Here is a 239-nt window from a genome sequence, read left to right on the forward strand (position 1 = left end):
ACGATCACCCCGCCTGCAAACAGCAGCGATGATTTTGACCTCACGGTTACTGCCACATCGACCGATGGTTCAGATACAGCCACCACGACGGCCACCCTTCCCGTCTCCGTGACCGGCGTCGCTGATGCGCCGACCCTCTCTACTGAAGCAGCAAGTGGTTCTGAAGATACAGCCATTGCCCTGGACATCTCCTCGGCACTGACCGATGACAGCGAGACCTTGTCGGTCGAGATCAGCGG

General features: G+C 59.0%; 1 protein-coding gene. It reads left to right on the forward strand.

What is annotated here, in order from left to right; genetic code table 11:
• Positions 1-239: hypothetical protein (locus ACOSDM_RS20375; protein WP_420726362.1), on the forward strand; the 239-nt coding region annotated here is incomplete at both ends.

Source organism: Hwanghaeella sp. LZ110 (assembly GCF_048892525.1).
Taxonomy (GTDB): domain Bacteria; phylum Pseudomonadota; class Alphaproteobacteria; order UBA8366; family Aestuariispiraceae; genus Pacificispira.